Genomic DNA, 2471 nt, shown 5'->3' on the forward strand with positions numbered 1-2471 from the left:
CGCACCGGGAACACCACGGCTTCGCTTTCAACCGTGCTCTTACCCAGCGCCGCCTTTAACTCCATGCTCAGGCTGCTGCCGTCCTTGAGGTTTTTCAACCCGGCGAGTGCGATGTGGCTTTCGTAGTAACCATTATTATCAATCCACTGCTGGCTAACATAAGAGCCTGGTGCTGTATGGGCCTCGTTGAAGTAGTCGGTGCCATCGGCATTGGTGCCTCTGAAACGCAGCCACACATACTGCCCTATGGCGATCAACGGCCAGCCCCCCAAGCGATAGGCGGCATCGGCGGTCAGGCTGGTCACATCCAGCACCGGGCCTTCACCATTGTTGTCGGCGTCTTTGATCACCGGCCTGATCAACGCACTCGTCGGCATGGCCTGCACCGTCAGGGCAAACACCGGCGAGGGCATCGGATTGCCATTACGGGTGACGACGTAGGACAGTTTCACCCCCTTGCCCAGGTTGAACGCCACCACGCTGTTGGGGATCACAAACTCCCAGCCGGCGCTCACCGGCCGTGGGGTCGAGGTGTGCGAGCCGCCGGCCGGCGTGCCGGCGGCGCCTTGCCAGGTGACGCTGATTTGATCCGCTGGCGCCAGCTCTGGGATGGGCTTCACCACGAGGGTCAAGCTGTCCTTGACCGCGATCGGGTTCAGCGTGCTGTCGCCGTTGTTCTCTTTGACGCTGGGCGGCAGCAACTCTGCCACTGCGCCGACGATGAACTCCAGCACGTTCGAATAGCTGACCCGCTCCGGCGTGGTGTCGGTTGCCACCCGCAGGATTTCATACCAGGCCTTCACCGTCCCGCCGCGATTGGGCTCGATGTGCGTCGCGACAAACGTCTGGTTCAAGGTAAAGGGGATGTCTTTGTCGGCATTGAGCGAGGTGATGGAGAGGGTGTCCTTGGCCTGGCCCGTGACCGGACCGAGCCAGGTGTAGGTCACCTTGTCGCCTATTTTGGTCGGGGTATTGGCCCGTGGCGCGGTCAGCCGACTGACGCCGCCGGGCAGGTCATTGGGCTCCAATGCACCGTCCGCCTCGCCAAGGACGATTGGCGGCGCCAGTTCCAGTCGCGGTTCACCGACCTGCAACAAGGCGTGGTGCAGGGATTCGCGCTGCCGGGTGCCGCCGCCGACGACCTCGGACATCAGCAGGTAAAACAGGTCCAGCGTGCCGCCGTTGATTGCCCGCAGGTGCGCACCGTCGACGGGGATCGGAATCGCCAGCTTGGCCTCGATGTCACCCCGGCTGAGGATGTACCAGTCCAGTTCCGGGTCGTAGGTGGAGAAGTCCGCCCTGATGCCAACCCAGCGCAGTACGATGGCCATGCCTTCGGTCATTGTCTCGTCATCAAAGGGGATGTCGACGATCGTGCTGCCCAGTTCGGGGTCGAGTGCGCCCTGCTGGGCATCGCGGGCAATGGGCGCGAGCAGGCGCCGGGTTTCGCCGATAAGGCTGACAAAACGCCCCTTGGACAGCAGGTCGGGCGATCCACTGCGCTCTACGCGGTAACTGAACACGGCCTGGGTCATGACCAGCAGGCGGACATCCGCGCTGGACAGCTTCAGCTCGTAAACGTTGTTCACACTCTCCAGCGGCTCGCCCCGCACTTCAAGGCTGATCGGTTCGTCGTCCAGGGTGGTGCCCCGGCAGAGGCCGATGAGCACATCACCGACCTTGAAGTCAGGCTCGGTAGCAAAAATCTGCAAGATCACTGGCGCATCACCCTGCGTGTCCAGGTCCAGCACATTGTTGATGCTCCCTTTCACCACGGGGGCCGGCAAGCGCGTGTTGCCGGTGTCGACCGCAATCTGGATGCCGGCGCTCCAGTCCTCGGAGACGTTGTTGACCAGGTCGCGCACTTCAAACACGACGGTCAGCGCAGGGGTATCGCCGGCCTTGTAAATGGTATCTGTGTCGACATGGACGATCAGCGGGTTATTGGTCGGGTCGTCGATATGGGCCTGGGTGACCAGTGGGGAATACACAAAGAGGCCGCCCCAACTCAGCTTGCACTGGTCGCCCACGGCGATGTTGGGATACAGCAGCGTGCTGCCGGGCTTGGCGATGATGGGGATATCGAGCCCCTTATCGGCGATCTCCTTGCCCACGCCATCGTTGATGATCAGTGGGTCAATGTACATGTGCAGCTCGGAGTGCCCCGGAATGCTGCCGTTCTCATCCTTGCCCGCGGGGCGTTCGAGCTTGACGTAGATATTGACCCGGGGGGCCGATGGCTCCGGGGTCTGATTGAGCCGTGTGACCACGTAATGCAGCGAATAGCTGCCGGTGACCAGCCGGCGAGGACCGATATACAAGGTGATGCGATGGCCGACGTCACTCTCCTCGATGCGGGCCTGATCGACCACGCTGCCATTGAGCATGAGCTCAATGGCGTCGCCGCGGTTCATGTCGGCCCACGGCGGGATAAAGATCTTCAGGCCCCTGTCGGGGTCCAGGTCCACGGC

The 2471-nt window shown here is 62.3% G+C and carries 1 pseudogene; it reads right to left on the reverse strand.

The features are described 5' to 3' along the window. A pseudogene (locus BMW74_RS25295) lies at positions 1-2471 on the reverse strand (hypothetical protein); the annotation flags it as partial.

The organism is Pseudomonas sp. ok272 (assembly GCF_900109995.1).
Classification (GTDB): Bacteria; Pseudomonadota; Gammaproteobacteria; order Pseudomonadales; family Pseudomonadaceae; genus Aquipseudomonas.